Genomic DNA, 17,961 nt, shown 5'->3' with positions numbered 1-17,961 from the left:
CCGGCGTTTTCCGGCTGCGTTCAAGTATCTTTCCCGGCGGGCGCGGCTAGTGTTTTAATGGGGCATTTGCCCTTTAAGACGCTGATTTCCCTGACGGCCGTTTAACATGGGCCAGATACGGCAGCAGGAACGGGGCAAAGCGTTTCAGGGCAAAATAGAACAGGACAATGGCCGTGAATGCCATCAGCGGCGTGAACAGGGCGAACGCGCCGAATTTCATGGAAGAAGGCAGCCATTCGTAAATGGGCATGTGCAGCATGAACGTCAGGAAGCAGGCGGGAGCCAGCAGGGCTATTCTGGCGGCCACGCCGGGCAGGCGCTTTTCCATCCAGATGCCTGCGTACATAATCAGCATGACTCCCAGCAGCATGCCCGCGACCGTTTCCGTCCACAGGGAGAGGATTCCGGCGGAGTGCAGCAGAATCATCGCGGAGGAAGCGAGAATGCTTACGCAGAAGACGATGCCGAATTTTTTATTCAGCACCAGATGGATGTCGTCAATCCGGCGGGAGCTGAGCACGACGCCCAGCAGGTAGAAGGCGCAGGCTCCCACGGAGAGCGTCACCAGGGGATCGGGAGCCATGTTGCAGAAGGAGAAAAAGAGCAGCAGCACGGGCAGCAGCAGTATTTTGATGCGGGCCAGGAGCGGCGTCAGCAGAGTGAGGATGATGATGTCCCGCAGGAACCAGGAGGGACCGATGGGGGGAACACGATGAGGCTCGCTCCCGAAGGGGAAGAGGTCCATGCCCGGCAGGAAGACATCCCGGATGCCGAGCAGGTCCGCAAACTGGAAGGAACTGCCGCCGTGGAGGGAGAGAAGGAGCAGGTACAGCACGTTCCAGAGGATGTACGGGATGAACAGCCATAAAGCCCGGTCAAAGGCCTTGTTCCAGGTGATGTTCCTGGCCAGGAAATAGCCGGCCAGTACCAGGAAGAAGGGAACACGGCCATTGTAGAAGAGGTGGATTCCCGTTGTTTTGAGCAAGGGGGAGGACAAGTGGACGTGCATGATCAGGAGCGCTGCAAGCACTCTTGACACGTCAATCCATACGACGCGCTTTTTCGGTATTTCCATGTTGAGAGAGTTTTTCAACGGGGTCGGAAATAAATATTGAATTAGTGAATAAGGTTCTGGAAGGAGCTCATTAAAATGATGCGTTTCAAGATGGATTTCAGCTTTGTTTTCACTTTTGTGAAAAGAGTGGGCTTGAAATAGGAGTCCATGAGCCTGACTGCGGCCCGGTCAGACCGACATTTAACCAATCGCCGGAAAAAAGAGTCCCGACCGGGATTTTTTCTGGGGTCAAAACGCAAGCCTTCGTTATGAATTGCGGCCTGTTCATATTCCGCGGACCGTAAAATGGAAAAGGCATCACGTACCAAGTCCAGCAATGCATGAGCTTTCGGCGATTTACAGATTATGATGGAAAGGCCTTCCTGCATGGACAAGTCCGGAAAATAATTTTCCACCCCCCAGAAGTCACCCAAGGTGATGTCACTGCCGCTTGCCATGTTTTTGGCGGGGCATCGTTCACATGATGGGCGGGAAAAGAGTCCTTCCAGAAAACCGAGTCCGTAGGAAGTCTGGTAAATGGAATCCTGGAATGCAGGTTTGCCGGAATGGCCTGATTCCACCAGAAAGGAATCACATCTCCAGCCGCGCTGTGGATCAAAGGTCCTTTTTCTCATGAAAACACCTGTTGCCCCGGAAATCTTGTTTCTGGACATCAGGTCGCGGAAAAAGGCCTGCCAGACTTTGGGGGAAGGCACGCTGTGGCAGGCAACATCTACGGTGATCAGCCGATCGGAATGCTTCCGGATGACCTTTCTTAAACCCGAAATCTGGCATGGAGTTCCGGAAAATAAGACCTTACGGCCTTGTTTCAGAAAGTCCTGGACCAGGAGAAACGCATTTCCCATGGAGGATTGAATATACTTGCTGCCCTGAAGGAGGTGCAAATCTTTCATGTCTGTGATGAAATCATGGCGCACGGCCATGAAATCCTCATCCCACCTGGCGCCGAAGACAACGCCGCCTTCCTTCAGCACCTGTTCAGCCAGAACAGGGAAGATACCTCCCGAGGCGCTGTTGCTTTTGAGCCGTTCATCTCTGCACCGCGCCGCATAGGCCTTGATGGAGGAGTCCCCTCCATCCGGCACGGTAGATGGCGGGACGGGAGGGGAGATCATCGGGCAGGCGCGTTCGCACAAATGGCAGTCCACGCAGAGATTCAAATCCGTTGAGGGGTACAGGAAACCTTCTTCATCTGCATGCATGGAAATGCATTTCCGGGGGCAGATGGTCACGCAGGCATGGCAGCCGCAGCAGTCCTGTTTGCTTTCCAGAGTGATCATGTTCGTGGATGAGATTAACAATGAAGATATTTTCTTGCCTGCTGGAGGACAATGCGGCGTTCCGTGGAGGTCAGGCCCAGGAAGTAAATGCCCGCCATGGAAATGCAGCAGGACAGGAGAAGTATGATGATGTTGCCGTAGGGAATATCAGGGAAGAGGAAGAGAAGAACGGAATTCAAGGCGCAGATCAGAAGGACGACGGAAAGCGTTTTAATAAAAACGGAGCGGACGAAGAACGTGATGGAGAGGGAGAACATTTTCTTTAACAGGAAAAGCCGAAGGCCGGACGCCGCGAGCGTCAGCAGGATGGATACCACCAGGAAGCTTGTGGGGCCGTATCCCCATTTGAAGGCCAGATAGCTCAAGGGAATATTGAGCAGGAGGATGGTTCCTACGCTGACCTGGTAAAACGCAATTTTACCCGTAGCCAGCATCACGGTGATCAAATAGGAGGAGTAGCTTTCCATCAGGACGTTCGTCAGGAAAAGGATAATGAAGATATTGGTGTACGTGGGAATTTCCTTGAGCCAGAGGGACAGGATGAAATCAATGTTGAAGCATAGCGGGATGATGAAAACGGCCAGCAGGAAGAAACTGTAGCGCGTTCCGTTGAAGACGAGTTTCCACATGTGCCCATAGTCGCCGGAGGCATAGCTCTTGATGATTTGGGGCTGCACGGCGCTGGAAAAGCTCCCCATCAGGGCCGTCACCCCCGTGGATACCTGGGAAGCCACAGCCTGGGCCGCATTGATGAGAACCCCGAAGAAGAGGTTGATGACGACGTTGATGCCGGACCCTTTCAGCAACCATGCCACGGAACCGAACAGGTTCCAGGAGTAAAACGCCCCCATTTCTTTAAGGAAGGGCTTGTCCAGAATAAGGCGGTAGCGGCAGCTCGGGTAATGCCTCTTGCAGTAAAAGATGTAAAAGCCGCTTGAAGCCAGGGTGAGCAGGAAACAGTACCCGGCAAAGTAAATCAGCCGATCCATGGGGACGTAGTACAGCAGGATCACGCAGACGACCTTGACCACGGTCAGCGTGATGTCCACGGACGCCATAATGCGGAAATTCTCATGGGCCGCCAGCGTGGCGGAGTAAGCTACGTTGAGCACGCTGACCAGGAAAGTCATCAGGGAGAGCTGGTAAACCCAGTTGACGGCCGTCATGCGGTCCGCGGGAAAAACCATGTGGTAATTGACCGCCCAAAGCCCCACCGTTTCCCCCAGAATGAAAATGACCAGGGCAAAGAGGAACAGGATGCTCAGGGAGGAGGAAAAAACCTTGTTCAGCTTCTCATGGTTGTTCTTTCCCAGCTCATAGGTGATGAACCGGCTGATGGCCGTATTCAGGCTTCCGTTGAACAGGCCGAAAAGGGCCACCAGGCTGCCCACCACGTTGTAAATCCCATAATCCGCTATGCCCAGGGCGTCAAGCGTAAGGCGCGAGGTGTACAGCCCGATGAGCAGATTGATCAGCGAGCGGGAATAGAGCAGCATGGTATTGCGCGCAATGCGCCTGTTGCTGTTTTCTTCAGTCATGGCGGGGACAGGGGGTGCATTGTTGAATGGCATTCCCCAGGAAGTCCATGGAATGGCGGCGCAGGGCTTCCAGGTTCCGTTCCGTGGCTTCCCAATTGACGGGGCGCTCCAGTTGCGCGTTCATGGAGCCCTGTTCCGGGCGGTATATCCTGTCCTCCAGGCCCAAGGCTTCCAGAAGGGAAAGGACGCGGGCGTTCTGGGTGGCCGTGTGTCCGTTCTGGAGGATGGTCAGGAAGGGCTTTTGCATGATGATGGCAAATACCGTCCCGTGGAATGAATTGGTGATGACGCAGGAGGCTTCCTGAAAAGCCTGCAAAAATTGGTAGGGGTCCGGGGTGATGGCGTATTTTTCCGGAATGCAGTGTTCCGCCCCCTGGAGGGGAATCACATGAAGAGGGGCGTGCATCCTCCTGCTCACGGCTTTTACCTGTTTCCACGGCAATTGGGAAAGGTCTTCAATGTTGAGAAAGTAACCCAGCACGCAGGGGGCGACCAGGTAGGGGGAACGGCCTTCCAGCAGCCTGCCGTACTCCCGGCGGTCCAGAAGCAGCGTGGGGTCCAGCACCACGTCCACCTTTTCCGCCCCGGCTTTCCGGCAGATGTCCACTCCGTTTTTTTCACGCACGGAAATGGCGGCAAACCTGGGGAATTCCCTCTGCGCGTGCATGAACCATTCCGGCGCCTGTTCTCCCCAAGCGGCGCTGGCGGCGTACGCAATGCGTTTTCCGGGTGGGGCGAAGTCCAGGAGTTTTTCCGGTTCGCAGGAAGTCCATATCTGGTCGCTTCCCGCCAGGTACAGGTCAAAGCCCAATTTTTCCGCGTGAAGCTCTCCCGGACGGAAGACCGGGGGGAGACTGCGGATTTCCTTCTCCAGAAAGGCGCCGAACGGCAGCGTTTTCAGGGATGTTTTTCTCCGGGGAGCAAGAAAACGCGCGCAGCGTGCAAGAAAATGGAGGGGATGGTGAAGATAATAGGCCAGCTTCTGCCGGGCGGAGGGTGGAGCGGGGACGGGGGACAAAGCCGGCAGTTGCTTGATCAGCGCGGATTGAATGGACATGCGGTCCAGCACGCGCTGTATGGCGTACAATTGCAGCAGGGAGCCGTAATTGCGCGTGATGAAGGAGTAATGGATGGTGATGATGCCTATCTTCATGGGCGTCAGCTTTGGAAGGGGTTTCTGATTCCGTGCAGCAGGGACTGGAGCCGCGTTCCGATGCCCGCCTGCATTCTCCAATGCCGGAACATCAGGCGCAGGGACGTCATTTTTTTCCCCTTCCGCAGATAGCTTGAATAAGGAAAGGACGTGCTGCCCAGGATGGACGCGCGGTCTTCCCGCGCAAGCCGCCGGAGCACCTGCCCGTAAAAGTTCTTCCCCGCCAGGGCCCTGCGCAGCGTGCCCGTGACGCGTTCCCGGCGTTCCTTCCCGGGCAGGTCCCGGGGAACGCACTGGTACAGGTGGTAAATGGCCCTGAGGGAGTTGATGAAATCCGCCGTGCTCATCCTTCCGTTCATGAGATTGTTCATGATGCTGCTTTCATGGCCCGCCCGGTAATGGTACAGGGGGCGCGGAATGATGGAGATGCGGTTGCTGTGGCAGAGCAGCCGGGTGGAGAATTCCATGTCTTCTGAAACCTTGAGGTCCGGGATGAAATGAATCCCGTTACGTCTGATGGTTTCCGTTTTGAAGAGCTTGGCCCAAACGGATACGTCCACCAGGGAGGAGCCGGAAAAGGCCTCATTGGTAACCGGGCATTCCGGAAGATTTCCAAGAGGGCGGTGGGGAATTTCCGTATAGGCGTCTTCCCGGTTTGACTGGTGAATGAAGATGGAGCACACCGCCATGTCCGCGCGGCTTTCCTTCATGGAGGCCAGCAGGCATTCCAGCGCGTCAGGTTCCATCCAGTCGTCGGAATCCACGAACGTCAGCCAGGGCGCGGAGGCCAGTTCCATGCCCAGGTTGCGTGCGGCGGATACGCCTTCATTCCGCTTGTGGATGATGCGGAACCGCGCGTCCCTGGCGCCGTATTCATCCAGAATGGCGCCGCTTCCGTCCGGGGAGCCGTCGTCAATGCAGATGCACTCCCATTCTTCCACCGTCTGGCTGAGGACGGAATCCAGGCATTGGCGCAGGTGCTCCTCCACCTTGAAGACGGGAATGATGATGCTGACGAGGGGCTGGAGCATAGGGCTGGAAAGGAATGCGGGCGGGTTTTTATCCGTTCCGCACCTGCCGGGCGCAGGAACAGGGGCCGGCGGAGGCGCATAGGCCGGAGGCATTTGCCGCGCCGCCGCTTGAGAGAGGGTTCGTCATCCGGGTTTCCTTCTTGATATTATTCATGTGGAAATGTGCTTTTTGCCGGCCAGCCAGTTTTTAAAGGTGCGCCCGTAATTTGATTTAAGAAAAAAGTAAAGTATCAGAGGCAGGTTTGCAAGTGTTGCGTATTTTTTCATGCTCCGGATAGAGGGTTTTTATTCTGTCTGAAATGAGTTTATAGTCTGAATAGGAGAGCGTGAACAGGGCGAGCAGGCTTCTGTTCCGGAGAAAGTAGTTCCTGCTGTACGGGGAACGCCCGTTCAGGCATTTGCTCAAATCCAGGACGGGTTGAAGGGCGGTGCGGAAATCCTCCGGAGGTTTCCTCCGGTTGAAGAAGCCGCTTGTAGCTCCGGTGTCCCCGTTGGTGGAATATTGATAAAAAGGCTTGCTGATGACGGTTGCGGAGGTGCAAATGCAGAAATATTGAGCCGTAAGATAAAGATCTTCCGCAAATTTGAATCTTTCCGGGAATTTTATCTTATTTTTTACCGGAAATTCTTTTTTATATATCCTGCCCCGGCAGGCCGGAACATTATTGTTTGCCGCAAGTGGAACGCCTGAAGGGAGCTTGTCCCGCAAGGAATAGCCGTCCAGAATATCCGCTCTCCCGTCCGTAGAGCCGCCATTAATGCAGATGCACTCCCAATCCTCCAGGGTCTGGCTCCGGATGGAATCCAGGCAGGCCGCAAGCTGCTTTTCATTCCGGTACACCGGGATAATGATGCTGAACAGGGGGGGGTGTGCGTCCAGGGTCATGAAGGGTAAGTCAGGGGGGCGGACGGTTCAACGGAAAGGGCAAGGGGAGAGTACATCTTCTTTTTGAAGAACAGGAACCTGCTCCAGCCCAGGGCGTCGCATAATCTGGTGGCTCCCAGGCAGGCCGCCAGCACCAGCGTCACGGACAGGAGGGCAAAGCAAATTCTGCTGGAATCAAAGGCCAGCACCGGGGCCAGCGGCTTGCACAGGAGCGTGAAGGCGGGGGAAAAGATTACGATGGACAGGGAATTCCTTCCCAGGTAGGTGAACAGCCGCCGGACGGCTTCTCCCGCGAGGTCATGCGTTTTTACCAGAAAACTGAGCGTCAGCATGCACAGGCACAGCCCCAGCATGCTGTCCCGGGCGGGGAGGGGGAAAAGGAGGCAGAGCGCGGCGGCGGGGACAGCCGCCCACAGGGTGGGGAAGAAGCATTTCAGGATGGGAAGCCCGGTCGTCCGGAAGAAGGCCCCCAGGAGAAAGTAAGCGACGTGAATCATCTGGAACGCCGGGTTAAGCCAGGAAACCGCCGCCAGGATGGCGGCGGTTACGGCCAGCCGGGCCGGAGGGGAGAGCTGCGGAATGCGGGAGACGAGATAATAAACGCCCAGGCACACCACCAGGAGATAGAGGTACCAGTACGTTCCCGCCGGGGCCAGCAGCAGCGTTTTCCAGAAGGCCGTGAACGCGGGTTCCAGGCGGTTGCTGGCGGGAATGGAGGCGGGCAGATGGGCCAGGGCCAGGTAGTACAGCGATTCAAAGACTAGGTACGGAACCAGAATGCCCAGCCATGTTTTCAGGAACTGGCCCGGAGTCTTGTCCGTATTGGCAAAGAAGCCGGAAAGGATGATGAAACCGGACATGTGGAAGACGTACACGTACCGCGTGACGTCCAGGTAGTATGTGGAGAACCGGGATAGGTGGAAGAGAACCATCAGGGTAATCAGGATTCCCTTCAGGTAGTCCGCCTGCGGAATCCGCTCCCTGCCGGGCGCGGCGGCGGGTGCGGGGATGGAACTGTCAAGGGCGGCTTGCATGGCTGGATAAGGAAAAGAGAGAGGAGAGGAGGGAGGGCACGGCGTTAAAGGTGCCTTGTTTTCAGCAGGAGATGGGCCATGCGGTACCTGCGCGCGGCCAGCAGGCGGCAGACCAGGTGAAAGTACGGGCCGCACAGGCGCAGATCTGCCTTGCGCGCGGCCAGCCCGCTGGAGAGGAAGTCCCGGAACACCGCTTTGCGGGCGGCATAGGGCTGCTGCCGGAGGGCGTGGAAGATCACGTTGATTTTTTGCAGGATGTAGCCTTTGACGACGGGAACGTCTTCCTGCGGGAGGGCTAGGGTGTCCGTCCACGCCAGGAACTTGGCCGCCAGCACGTCGATGTCCTGCACAAGGTTGAAGCGGCTGCGCTTGGCCGCTCCGTTTTCCTCCTCATGGGCGCGGTAGTGGTAGAACGCCCTTTTCACCAGGCTGATGCCCGGCGCGCAGGCGGAAAGGTAGTCCAGGACAAACTGGAAGTCTTCAAACACCACCGCGGAGGCATTGAACCGGAGGCCGTTTTTTTCCAGAAGCTCCGTGCGGAACAATTTGTTGCAGGAGGATTCCATGTCCAGGCTGGTCAGCAGGTAGCGCAGGAAAGTTCCCGTTTCCTCCGCCGGGATGTACTGGTCCCGGCTGGGCAGCGTGGTTTCCGTGCGGATGAGGCGGCTCCCCGCGTGGAAATCCTTGCTGATGCCCCAGCAGTGGAGCGCCGCTTCCGGCGTCCGGAAGGCGGCTTCATGGAGGCAGGCCAGCATGTCCGGCTCCACGGTGTCGTCCCCGTCAATAAAGGCGGTCCAGGTTCCCCGAGCCCGGGAAAGGCCCGCATTGCGCGCGGCGCTCACGCCCCGGTTCTCCTGGTGGATGATGGTAAAGCGGGCGTCCGTGCGGGCATATTCGTCCAGAATGGTACTGCACCCGTCCGGGGAGCCGTCATTGATGCAGATGCATTCCCAGTCCGTCATGGTCTGGTTCCTGACGGAATCCAGGCAGTCCCGGAGAAAGGGGCCGGAACGGTAAACGGGAATGATGATGGAAAAGAAGGGGTTCATGGAAAAGCGGGAAGGAATGGGAGGTCAGCGCGCCGTCTTGCCGGAGTCTTTTTTCTGTTTCTCAAATTGCCGGGCGTCCACGAGGGTCCTGTACCACCATCCCTGCATGAAATGCCACAAAAATCCTTCCCGGCCGTCCAGAAAACCCAGTTTGAGGAAGTAGCGGTAGCAGAAGTAGGCGAAGGAGCGCCAGAAGAGCGGCTGCCGGGCGTAGCGTTCCTTCATGGCGCGCTTCCTTTCCGCCTGCCCGTTGATGCCGGAATCCGCGGCGGCGGCGGAGAGGATGTCTTCCAGGTCCGCCAGCTCCCGGGCGGAGTAGTCCACGTGCTTGTGCGCCCACCAGCCCAGGCCGTTCAGGTTCTCGTCCACGAAGTCGTGCTCGAACTCCACGGCGCGCCCGCGGCAGAGCTCCATGTGTTCGTCCATATAGCGCTGTTCGCATCTGGCCGCGCCATACCGGAACAGGCGCAGCAGCTTGACGGGGTAAACGCCGTGCTTCATCCACCGGCCCAGGAAGATGTGCCTGCGCTTGTGGATGACTCCGGTGACGTCTTCCGGCAGGGAGGGGAGTTTCTCCTTCAGTTCCTTCAGGGCTTCCGGCATGAACCACTCGTCCGCATCCAGGCGCAGAACCCAGGCGGTCCGGATGGGGCAGTTGTCCAGCGCCCAGTTGAACTGCGGGGCGTAGAGGCCGGGCCATTCGTGCTGGATAACCTGCACCCGGGGGTATTCCCGGCAGATGGCGGCGGTGTTGTCCGTGGAAAAGCAGTCGATGACGAAAACCTCTTTGGCCGCAGGGAGGATGTTCTCCAGGCAGCGGCGGATGTGAAGTTCCTCATTCTTGGCAAGGATGATGACGGAGAGGTCGAGCATATTTTATTTCGAGATTTTATATAGAGTAGTCTTGTCACGCTATTTTTATTCTCTATCAACGGTATTCAGATGATAACGATAAAATTCTGATGTTGTTTATCAATGATCTAAAATGGAAGAATCAGAGGTTGATCTCGGCAAGGCTAAAGAAAATAATTCTTTTTTATTTTCTTTTGTTTCTTATTTCTTTCTACAAAGAAGACGAGTGATAGGAATAAGTATAATATAAATAGATGATGACGGGAAAGAATGCCAACAATTTTTGGTATTCCGGATTCAAGATTGTAACTCCAATTTGGAAATTGTTCATTTGCAAATTGAGACAGGCGTGTCAGATGATAATACTTTTTATTTTCCCTTGAACGGAACAGGTTATAGATCTGAAATACGATATTATATGAGAAAACTTGCAATTTTCTTTCTAGAAGAATAGTTGTAAAATTTTCGCTGCAATACTGTTTTTCATAAAAATTACAGACATCCTTTATAGCATCAAGATATATTTTTTCACAGCTAAAAAATACATCTCCATAAAATTTGCAAGTGGTATTTGAAAAACTTATATCATAGCAATAGAGGACTAATGGCAGTGTTTGTACGCATGTACATTTTTTTAAATAACAATAGTTGAAACATGCATCTTCATGCAACCTTAACTGGGGATCAAGCCTCAGGTTATGTTGTTTGATAATCTCCTTTTTGTATACTTTAGACCATAGAGAGCCAAAAGTCAGATCATCTAAATCAAGAAGGACTTTAAAACATGCCAGCGGCGAATTATATTGTTTCTTTGCTGTCACATTTGTATGCAATTTTCCATTTCTTGTGGAATGCTGCGTGCTAAATATCGTCAAATCAGAATCAAATTCCTGTGCTTCAGATAACCCGGTTTTTAATGTGTCCGGAAGTAAATAGTCATCAGCATCTACAAACATAATATATTGGCCTGTTGCCTTATCTATCCCTGCATTCCTCGCGGCACTAACTCCTTTATTTGGCTGATTGATTACAGTTATAACCGGGCCGTATGCAACTTGATATTGATCCAGGACCTCCCTACTATTGTCAGTAGAGCCATCATTGATACATATAATTTCAATGTTATCAATATTTTGTGATAAGATGCTGTCAAGGCACCGCTTTAAGAAAGCTTCCGCATTATAAACAGGAATGATGATAGATAAACAGATGGCAGGCATATTCTAATCCTTATTGTTTGGGAGTTCCCTTTTCTTAATGAATTTGGCAGGATTTCCCCCGACAACCGTCCATGGTTCTACATCTTTGAACACGGCAGATCTTGCTCCCACCACCGCGCCATTGCTTATTGTCACCCCCATGCCCACGAAGGCCTGGGCCGCCACCCATGCCTGGTCTTCCACGGTAATGGGGGCGCAGATGAGGGGGTGGCGGGGGTCCGAGATATCATGGGAGGCCGTGCAAAGGAAAGCCCCCTGGGAGATGACGGCGTGGTTCCCGATGGTGATGGGGGCCTTGTTGTAGATTTCCGTGTCGGGGCCGATGCAGGCGTATTCCCCCATGGAGAGGTTCCACGGCGCCCAGATCCTGCTGCTGGGATACACGAGGGAGACGAGCGGTATTTTTGCCCCGAACAGGCGCAGCAGAAGATTCCGGGGGACTTTCATGGTGTTGGTGACCATGATCCGGAAGAGGGTCCGGTTGACAATGTACCAGCCGTACCGTTTGAGGCGGTGGCTGAGGGAGTAGTGTTCCTGGTAACGGGAAAGATCCATGGCGGAGGATGGGAGTAAATGGTGAAAGGTGATTATGGCCGTGGGGCGGTAGCAGGCTCCATGTCCGTTCTTATTCCGGTGGAAAATGGGCTCAGCGGGCCGTCCGCAGACTGGCCCGCCTTCTGGAAATAGACGGCCCGGAAGGCGGCTCCCTCTCCGTTGCCCCACAGCGGGGCATTCCAGGGATGCTCCGGATGGTGGAGGTGGCCCTCCCACAGCCGCTGCATGTTGGCAAGCTGCGCGGGCTCCGTGAAGGCGAGCGTGGGCGCGGCCTTGGCGAAGACGGAGAGGCTGGGCAGGGCCGCCAGCGCCAGGTAGCAGACGCACCAGGAGCGCCACGGGCGGGTGCCCACCGGCTCCGCAAAGATGCGGGTGAAAAGGAGAGCCAGGCAGAAGAAGCTGACGCTTGAGGCCTTGTAGCAGAATTCATTGTAGCCGCCCACGGACCCTATGTAAATGAAGTAGGTGAGGGTCAGAACGGTCAGCGCGGTCCAGAAGAGGGCGTCTTTTTTAAAGCGGCGGAACAGCAGGACTGCCGGAGCGCCGACCGTCAGCAGCCAGGACCCGGCCAGCGCACCCCAGAATTTCCAGCCGCCGTGCCGGAGCAGGTCAAAGGGGGAATCCTCCCACGTCAGGCGGATGCGGTTGTTCCCGTTGCTGCTCGTGAAGTAGATTCCCGCCAGCAGGACAAGCGCGCCGCCCGCCAGCACCGTCCAGGAGGAGAAATACTGCCTGGCGGGAGTGTGGCGGACCAGTGCGCGGACGGCGATGAAGACCAGCAGGCCCAGCGAACCGATGGGGGAGGCGAGCAGGCACAGGGAGGCCAGGAAGAGCTGGTAGCGGGGCGGAATGTTCCAGGCAAAGGCCATGGCGACGAACAGCCACAGCAGCGTGGTATGGTGGAAGGTGTAGTGCAATTGCATGGTGGAGGCCACGCCGCCGAAGAAGGCCAGCACCGTCAGGTAGAGTTCATGGGCAGTCTGCCCCTGCGGGTTGAATAAATGCACGCTCCATCTGACTATTCCGTCCAGCGGGCCCTGGAAGATGAGCAGGACCAGGAAGAGCAGGGTAGCCATGCGGAATTTGCCCCAAAGGACCGTGAGCGCCAGCGCCAGGCCCAGTTCAATCCAGGCGGTCAGAACGTAGTTGACCATGAAGACGTCCGAGCAGGAGAAGCATTTGCATATCAGGGCCGGAGGCAGCCAGAAGGCATGGTAGTAAATGAAGTGCCTGCCTTCCGCGTTCACCAGGGGCCAGTCACACCGGATGAGAGTGTCATAAATGGGGTTGCGGACGACAAAGTCCGCGTGTTGGAGCACCACGCCCGTAATGCCCCCCGCCAGCAGCCACAGGAGGGAGAGAAGAAGGGCGCAGAGGTAAACGGCCAGTTGCCGCCTGGTGAAATGAAGCGAAGGAACCGGGAGCTTTACGCAGAGCAGGACGGAAGCCGCCGCTACGGCCATGGCCGCCGGAACAGAGAACAGGGGCCTGACCCAGCCCAGCAGGAAGAGGATGGTAGGCAGCGCCATATAGGCCACGGCGCAGGAAGCCAGGAGCTTGCCGCTGATGGTGAACACAATGTCTGTTTTTTCCCGTATTTGTTCCATGAGGTGGCTGAATGAAGTTCTGCTAGGGGGTGAGCGTGTTATTGCGGAAGACTTCCTCCCACTGGCGGACGACGTGTTCGCGCGTGAATTTCCGGCTTTTGGCGGCGGCTTCCCGCGCCATGGCGTGCAGGGCGGAGGGGGACTGCATCAGCCCGGCGGCCATGTCAGCCATCTGCCGCGCCTGGAACCCGCCGGACGCCGGCAGGATGCAGCCGTTCTTCCCGTGGTCCACCAGGTCATAGGCGGCGGAAAAACTTCCATAAACGATGGGGGTGACGCCGAAGGACATGCCCTCCACAATGACCAGGCCGAATCCCTCATATTCCGAGGTTAAAAAAAGCAGGGAAGCCTGTTCGTAATACGGGGCAGGGTTCCTGAAACCCTCAAAGGAGACGTGTTCCAGACGGTGTTTCGCGCACCATTCCTGGAGGGCCTGTTTTTCCGGCCCGTCTCCCACCAGGCGGAGCGTCCAGTCCGGGAAGCGGGGTTCCAGCAGCGCCCACGTTTCCAGCACGCGGGAGACTCGTTTCTGGTTGGGTTCCAGCCGCCCCACAAAGAGAACCTCTTTCTTCTTGAAGGACGGATCATAGCGGAATTCCCGGTTTTCCACGGTGACGGGGTTGGGAATCGTCAGGAGCTTTCCGGTATTCTTCAGTCCGGTGATGTTCCGGAAGGCCTGGTGGAAGCTGTCTGAAAGCAGGATGTAACGGCCGCTGCGGGAGTAAACGTAACGCAGGCTGGCCCCGGTAGCCATGGCGCAGCCTTTCAGCAGGAGGCGCAGGAAGACCCTTGTTACCGGGTTCCCCGTCCGGGCCAGCCGCATCCGGAGGCCTTCCAGCTTCTTGTTGCAGTCCGGCGCGTTATGGTGCACGGCCAGCAGAAGGCAGGGGAGGCCCCGCATGGCCTTCCGGCACAGGCGGGTGACGTGGAAGGGCAGGCACCACTGGTTGATGATGACGTCAATGCGGCGGGAGGAAAGGATGTCCCGGAGGGTGGAAATATTGGCCCGGCCGGAGACGGGATAGCTTAAGCGGTGCAGGGTGACCCGGCTGTCCAGCGCGGGGGCGGGCGTTTCCGCCGCCTGTTCAAAGGAGACCACGTGCACCTCATGCCCCCGGGCGGAAAATTCATTAGCCAGGATGGTGGTGACGGTCTCCACGCCGCCGATGGAGGGGAATTTCCCAAGCAGGAAGAGGATGTTCATGACAAGTCAAGGAAGTCCGGTTTGGGTTCCCGCCCCAGCAGGTAGCCGTACAGGCTCTTCATGCTGGCGGCCACATGGTGGGAGGCGTACGTTTCCATGATGAGGGAGCGGCCCCGTTCCCCCATGGCGCGGCTTTCCTCCGGCGTGAGGCTGCGGGCCTCTTCCAGCGCGGCGGCCAGGGATGCGGTCCCGCTGCCGCACCACCAGCCGCACCGGCGCGTGCGGAGTTCCTCCCACGGGGTGCCCGTGCTTGCGATGACGGGGGTGCCCGCCAGCAGCCCTTCCGCAATGCCCATGCCGAAGTTTTCCTGATGGCTGGGGGCGCAGAGGACGTTGAGGGAGGCAAGCAGTTCATATTTTTCCCTCCCTGAGGCGAAGCCCGCGAAGCGGATGCTTTCCCCGCCCTCCTCTGCGGCCAGCCGCTTCAGGTGCGCCACGTAATCCGCCGGCCCGTCGCCGATGAGGAGGAGTTCCCCGTTCCGGAGGTGGAGGGAGCCCCACGCGCGGATAAGGCTTTCCAGATTTTTAATGGGGTGGAAGCGGCCCAGGAACCCGGCGCGGAAGCGCCCGCCCGTGCTCCGCCGGATCTGGTCAATCCATGGAGGCACGGCCACCGGATTGGGGATGACCGCCACGGGGTTGGTAAAGCCCAGCCCGCGCAGGTGCACCGCCTCTTCCCGGCAGGTGGCGTGGATGCAGTCCGCATGGGACAGGTCCCGGCGGTGGCCCAGCGCCAGCATGAGTTTTTTTCTCTTGGGCTTGATGGCTAGGGCCTGGGGGTAAAGCATCCCGTGGGGGGAGACCACGCAGGGCTTGCCCGCCTTTCTGGCCTCCGCGCAGGTGGCGTGGTTCACGTCCAGCCACAGGCCGTTGGTGTGGTAAAGGTCATAATCCTGCCAGTTTTTCAGCCGGCAGCGCAGGTTGCGGGAAATGCCCAGCGGGGTGCGCAGGTCGTTGGGGACGGCGTGGATGAAGGCGCTTTCCTCCTCCGGGGCGCTCCCGGCGCTGTCCTCCACAGTGAGGACATCCGTAGGGCAGCCTGCATCGTTCAGGGCCCGGACCAGCTCGCGGGTGCAGGCCGTGGTTCCCCCGGACCGGGAGGACATGGAGGCGATGGTATGCAGTATCTTCATGATTCCGTTCCTTTGATCTGTGCCCAGGGAGCCACGGGGCGGTTCCGTTCCCGGCCCTCCGTCCAGGCGGCGATTTGTTCCAGATAACGGGCCGCGGCGGCTCCTCCGGCGTGTTGTTCCGCCCAGGCGGAAATAGCGTTCCGTTCCGCGGGGGAAAGGGGGCCTTTGCCCAGCCACTCCTGAAGGGCGCGGGGCAGGTTCTCCGGACGGTCCGGGTCAAACGTGCCGCCGCGCAGATGGCCGTCCAGCAGGCTGGCGGCTCCGCACGCGGTGGAACATAACACCCTCATTCCGGCCTGGAGGGCCTCATTCACCACGGCTCCCCACCCGTCAAACAGGCTGGGGAGGACGAGCAGGTCACACCGGCGCATCAGCTCCCGCGTTTCCTCATTCCCCCGCGTGCCCAGCAGGGAAATCTGCGCGCAGCCCTCCGCCTCCAGGGCGGCCTGCTCCCTCAGGGGGCCGTCCCCCACCACATGGCAGCGGCGGAAGGCTCCGCTGCACTGCCGTGCGGCGCGGAGGAAGGGCAGAATGTTTTTGCGCGGAATGAGCTGGCCCACGAACAGAAGGTCCGGTTTTTCCCCCGGACCGGGGAACGGGACGGCGGAGGCATCCGCGGATGGCGCGGCTTCCGTAAAATAGCCCCATTCAAAGATGGAATGCTCCGCGAACCCGGCGCGGCGGTAGCATTCCACGCCCAGCCTGCCCGTAGCCAGCAGGGCCGTTATTTTTTTCCCGTACCGGGCATGGAGAAGGCGGTACTTGAGGACCCTCAGCGCGCCGCGCCACCCCTGGCGTCGGTAGGGTTCCGCGTACACCATGATTTTCAGGCCATTGCGGACGGCCTGTTTAAAGGCCGTGTAAACCATGGGATAGGTGTTGATGCCGGAAAATACATGGATGGCGGCGGGATGGGCGCGTACGGTTTCCTGCGCCTCCCGGGGGGAGGGGGAAAGGAGGACGCGGGCATTCCCCATGTCCGGCACCGTCCAGCCGCTGGCGCCCCGCTCCCCTTCAAAATCCGTTTGAACCGCCAGCAGGACGTCATGTTCCCGCGCCAGCGCCTTAATCAGGGCTGACTGGTGGATGCTGAGCATGTTTTGCCAGAAGACGAATTCCATGGTGTTATTTTCCTCCATTGGGAAGGTTGCGGCAGGCATAGGCCCCGCCGATGGTGGCCCAGAAGACGGCGGACAGTCCGGAGCCGGCGGCAAAGACGTACCCCTCCGCGACCATGTGGACGGAGAAGAGGGCCAGCGCCGCCTGCGCCGCTGAAATGGGCGGAGAGCCGGGCGTGCGGAACGGACGCTTGAGCAGGTTGCCGAACAGGATGAACAGGAAGGGGACGCCGCCCAGCAGGCCCGTCATGGCGAAGACGGCCCCGTAGGACGTGCCCGGCTCAATGATTCCGGTGACCAGGGAGTGCTTGAATGAAATGATTTTCTGGGAGGCGAAGCCCACGCCGAACAGGGGGGAGGAGAGGAATTCGTTCTCCCGGTCCTGCCACAGATGGGAGCGGGAGGATATGGCGCTGCCCATGCCTACGTTGGCCTGCTGCTTGGCGAGCGTATTGGCGCCGAAGTGCTGGACGAAAGGCACCAGGATGATTCCCAGGAAGAACAGGGCCAGCAGCGTCCTGAACAGTTTTTTGGGGGAGTGCCGGAAGTACATGAAGAAGACGTAGGCCGCCCCCATCAGGGTGGCTACCAGGGCGGAGCGGGAGGCGGAGAGCAGGATGGAGCCCAGGCAGGCGACCATCAGGCCCAGGCGGATATAAAGTTCCTTTTTGCCGGAATGCCGGTTTTCCATGTGGATGACGGTCAGGTAAACCAGCCCCAGCCCCGCGAGCAGCCCCAGCGTGATGGATTGCCAGACCAGGCCCCCGAAGAGGCCCGCTACATTGATCATCCCGCTGGCATTATGGCGCATGTAGTTGATCCCCAGAAAGTAGCCGATGAAGGAGCCTGCACCGATGAAGACGCAGAAGCGCATGAGCCACAGGAACAGGTTCAGGCGGAAGGCGTTCAAGGGGCGGGAGGCGGTCAGGGGGGTGAGCGCCAGCAGGAGGATGAGGAAATAGCCCAGGCGGTACCAGGGCTTGAAAATGGCGGGCGGCTGGTTGAACACCAGGCTCAGGACGCAGGCCGCCGCCATCAGCACCAGCGCCAGGCTGGTCTTCTTCGCCTTTGTCACGCACACGGCGGCACACGCCGCCAGCATCACCGGATACAGGGGGGAAAGAAAGGAGATGGCCCCCGTCATGGTGGCGGCAATCGCCACCATGACCGCGAAGGACCATGTTCCGTTTTTTCTGATGTACTGAAGAAGGGGGGCCATGTGGTTC

16 protein-coding genes are annotated in these 17,961 nt (G+C 57.9%); all 16 read right to left on the bottom strand.

Going from position 1 to position 17,961, the window contains the following annotated elements:
* Positions 1-73: 73 nt before the first annotated feature.
* Positions 74-1,075, bottom strand: a complete 1,002-nt coding sequence (locus ABGM91_RS11770) for an acyltransferase family protein (RefSeq protein WP_354832565.1) — start codon at positions 1,073-1,075, stop codon at positions 74-76.
* Positions 1,076-1,116: 41 nt separating this feature from the next.
* Entirely contained in the window at positions 1,117-2,190 is a 1,074-nt protein-coding gene (locus ABGM91_RS11765) for a Coenzyme F420 hydrogenase/dehydrogenase, beta subunit C-terminal domain (protein WP_354832563.1), read from the bottom strand.
* Positions 2,191-2,369: 179 nt separating this feature from the next.
* On the bottom strand, positions 2,370-3,893 hold the full coding sequence (locus tag ABGM91_RS11760; RefSeq protein WP_354832561.1) for a lipopolysaccharide biosynthesis protein: 1,524 nt from the start codon (positions 3,891-3,893) through the stop codon (positions 2,370-2,372).
* Positions 3,886-5,046 carry a polysaccharide pyruvyl transferase family protein gene (locus tag ABGM91_RS11755; protein WP_354832559.1) on the bottom strand — a complete coding sequence of 387 codons (1,161 nt, stop codon included), beginning with the start codon at positions 5,044-5,046 and terminating at the stop codon, positions 3,886-3,888. The genes ABGM91_RS11760 and ABGM91_RS11755 overlap by 8 nt, the downstream gene beginning before the upstream one ends.
* Positions 5,047-5,051: 5 nt before the next feature.
* Entirely contained in the window at positions 5,052-6,077 is a 1,026-nt protein-coding gene (locus ABGM91_RS11750) for a glycosyltransferase (RefSeq protein ID WP_354832557.1), read from the bottom strand.
* A 211-nt stretch (positions 6,078-6,288) separates the two neighbouring features.
* Positions 6,289-6,963, bottom strand: a complete 675-nt coding sequence (locus ABGM91_RS11745) for a glycosyltransferase (RefSeq protein ID WP_354832555.1) — start codon at positions 6,961-6,963, stop codon at positions 6,289-6,291.
* Positions 6,960-7,997, bottom strand: a complete 1,038-nt coding sequence (locus tag ABGM91_RS11740) for an acyltransferase family protein (protein ID WP_354832553.1) — start codon at positions 7,995-7,997, stop codon at positions 6,960-6,962. Before ABGM91_RS11740 ends, ABGM91_RS11745 begins: the two co-directional genes overlap by 4 nt.
* A 44-nt stretch (positions 7,998-8,041) precedes the next feature.
* Positions 8,042-9,046, bottom strand: a complete 1,005-nt coding sequence (locus ABGM91_RS11735; RefSeq protein WP_354832551.1) for a glycosyltransferase family 2 protein — start codon at positions 9,044-9,046, stop codon at positions 8,042-8,044.
* A gap of 24 nt (positions 9,047-9,070) precedes the next feature.
* On the bottom strand, positions 9,071-9,919 hold the full coding sequence (locus ABGM91_RS11730; RefSeq protein WP_354832549.1) for a glycosyltransferase family 2 protein: 849 nt from the start codon (positions 9,917-9,919) through the stop codon (positions 9,071-9,073).
* Positions 9,920-10,062: 143 nt separating this feature from the next.
* On the bottom strand, positions 10,063-11,118 hold the full coding sequence (locus ABGM91_RS11725; protein ID WP_290565928.1) for a glycosyltransferase: 1,056 nt from the start codon (positions 11,116-11,118) through the stop codon (positions 10,063-10,065).
* Between the two features lie 3 nt (positions 11,119-11,121).
* Positions 11,122-11,673, bottom strand: coding sequence for a putative colanic acid biosynthesis acetyltransferase (locus ABGM91_RS11720; RefSeq protein ID WP_290565927.1), 552 nt, complete (start codon positions 11,671-11,673; stop codon positions 11,122-11,124).
* Positions 11,674-11,705: 32 nt separating this feature from the next.
* The gene (locus ABGM91_RS11715; protein ID WP_354832546.1) at positions 11,706-13,280 is read right to left on the bottom strand and encodes a hypothetical protein; all 1,575 of its coding nucleotides are present in this window, start codon (positions 13,278-13,280) and stop codon (positions 11,706-11,708) included.
* A gap of 22 nt (positions 13,281-13,302) precedes the next feature.
* Positions 13,303-14,484, bottom strand: coding sequence for a glycosyltransferase (locus ABGM91_RS11710; RefSeq protein ID WP_354832544.1), 1,182 nt, complete (start codon positions 14,482-14,484; stop codon positions 13,303-13,305).
* Complete coding sequence (locus ABGM91_RS11705) at positions 14,481-15,617, bottom strand: glycosyltransferase (RefSeq protein ID WP_354832542.1); 1,137 nt, start codon at positions 15,615-15,617, stop codon at positions 14,481-14,483. The genes ABGM91_RS11710 and ABGM91_RS11705 overlap by 4 nt, the downstream gene beginning before the upstream one ends.
* On the bottom strand, positions 15,614-16,738 hold the full coding sequence (locus ABGM91_RS11700) for a glycosyltransferase family 4 protein (protein ID WP_354832540.1): 1,125 nt from the start codon (positions 16,736-16,738) through the stop codon (positions 15,614-15,616). Before ABGM91_RS11700 ends, ABGM91_RS11705 begins: the two co-directional genes overlap by 4 nt.
* A gap of 4 nt (positions 16,739-16,742) precedes the next feature.
* Entirely contained in the window at positions 16,743-17,954 is a 1,212-nt protein-coding gene (locus tag ABGM91_RS11695) for an O-antigen ligase family protein (RefSeq protein ID WP_354832538.1), read from the bottom strand.
* Positions 17,955-17,961 lie beyond the last annotated feature (7 nt).

This window comes from Akkermansia muciniphila, assembly GCF_040616545.1.
GTDB classification, from domain to species: domain Bacteria; phylum Verrucomicrobiota; class Verrucomicrobiia; order Verrucomicrobiales; family Akkermansiaceae; genus Akkermansia; species Akkermansia muciniphila_E.
The sequence above is the reverse complement of the archived record's forward strand: the minus strand, read 5'-3'. Positions and strand labels throughout refer to the sequence as shown.

Bases quoted from the DNA above. Each gene is read 5' to 3' on its own strand.
- ABGM91_RS11765 (WP_354832563.1), bottom strand. From the start codon at position 2,190: ATGATCTCCCCTCCCGTCCCGCCATCTACCGTGCCGGATGGAGGGGAC.
- ABGM91_RS11730 (WP_354832549.1), bottom strand. From the start codon at position 9,919: ATGCTCGACCTCTCCGTCATCATCCTTGCCAAGAATGAGGAACTTCAC.
- ABGM91_RS11705 (WP_354832542.1), bottom strand. From the start codon at position 15,617: ATGAAGATACTGCATACCATCGCCTCCATGTCCTCCCGGTCCGGGGGA.
- ABGM91_RS11720 (WP_290565927.1), bottom strand. From the start codon at position 11,673: ATGGATCTTTCCCGTTACCAGGAACACTACTCCCTCAGCCACCGCCTC.
- ABGM91_RS11750 (WP_354832557.1), bottom strand. From the start codon at position 6,077: ATGCTCCAGCCCCTCGTCAGCATCATCATTCCCGTCTTCAAGGTGGAG.
- ABGM91_RS11715 (WP_354832546.1), bottom strand. From the start codon at position 13,280: ATGGAACAAATACGGGAAAAAACAGACATTGTGTTCACCATCAGCGGC.
- ABGM91_RS11745 (WP_354832555.1), bottom strand. From the start codon at position 6,963: ATGACCCTGGACGCACACCCCCCCCTGTTCAGCATCATTATCCCGGTG.
- ABGM91_RS11735 (WP_354832551.1), bottom strand. From the start codon at position 9,046: ATGAACCCCTTCTTTTCCATCATCATTCCCGTTTACCGTTCCGGCCCC.
- ABGM91_RS11740 (WP_354832553.1), bottom strand. From the start codon at position 7,997: ATGCAAGCCGCCCTTGACAGTTCCATCCCCGCACCCGCCGCCGCGCCC.
- ABGM91_RS11725 (WP_290565928.1), bottom strand. From the start codon at position 11,118: ATGCCTGCCATCTGTTTATCTATCATCATTCCTGTTTATAATGCGGAA.
- ABGM91_RS11710 (WP_354832544.1), bottom strand. From the start codon at position 14,484: ATGAACATCCTCTTCCTGCTTGGGAAATTCCCCTCCATCGGCGGCGTG.
- ABGM91_RS11770 (WP_354832565.1), bottom strand. From the start codon at position 1,075: ATGGAAATACCGAAAAAGCGCGTCGTATGGATTGACGTGTCAAGAGTG.
- ABGM91_RS11695 (WP_354832538.1), bottom strand. From the start codon at position 17,954: ATGGCCCCCCTTCTTCAGTACATCAGAAAAAACGGAACATGGTCCTTC.
- ABGM91_RS11700 (WP_354832540.1), bottom strand. From the start codon at position 16,738: ATGGAATTCGTCTTCTGGCAAAACATGCTCAGCATCCACCAGTCAGCC.
- ABGM91_RS11760 (WP_354832561.1), bottom strand. From the start codon at position 3,893: ATGACTGAAGAAAACAGCAACAGGCGCATTGCGCGCAATACCATGCTG.
- ABGM91_RS11755 (WP_354832559.1), bottom strand. From the start codon at position 5,046: ATGAAGATAGGCATCATCACCATCCATTACTCCTTCATCACGCGCAAT.